This is a genomic window from Vibrio sp. 1069 (assembly GCF_033340555.1).
In genome coordinates this window covers 1-533 of the sequence record NZ_JAWOWP010000886.1, presented here as the reverse complement: position 1 = coordinate 533, position 533 = coordinate 1, and the positions used below count along the sequence as shown (strand labels likewise).

Annotated in this window: 1 protein-coding gene; it reads left to right on the top strand. The window is 43.2% G+C overall.

What is annotated here, in order from left to right:
- Positions 1-218: 218 nt before the first annotated feature.
- Positions 219-533 (top strand): elongation factor P hydroxylase (locus R7040_RS29630; protein WP_318098073.1); only part of this gene is annotated, 315 nt, incomplete at its 3' end.

Below are 533 nucleotides of genomic sequence, written 5' to 3'. Positions count from 1 at the left end.
GCTCATAATCAAACTGCTTGAAAAACAGCAATTTGAGTGGCACCAAAATAAGGCGAGAGTGTATTAGTAAATGAGTACGCTGACGAATGAGAAATTATATTGAGAAAGGTCGGTTCAGATAAATTCAACTAATAACCAAAACTGTGGGATGCCTTTACCTTATTTGCAAAAACAGCGACAATGCGCAGCGCATGTCAATTTGAAGTACAGACTCGACGATGACCCACGAATACCAAGATCTAATCACCATTTTCAATGACACTTTTCTTGAGCAATTCAACACCACGCTAGAGCTTGGTGGTGATGAGCCTATTTATCTGCCAGCTGATGATGAGCATCCTCACCATCGTATTATTTTTGCTCGAGGTTTTTACGCTTCTGCTCTGCACGAAATCGCGCACTGGTGTGTCGCTGGTCCTGAACGTCGTTTAATGGAAGATTTTGGCTACTGGTATGAGCCGGATGGACGCACCGAAGCCGTACAAGCTGAGTTCGAAAAAGTAGAAATTCGCCCTCAAGCTTACGAATGGATT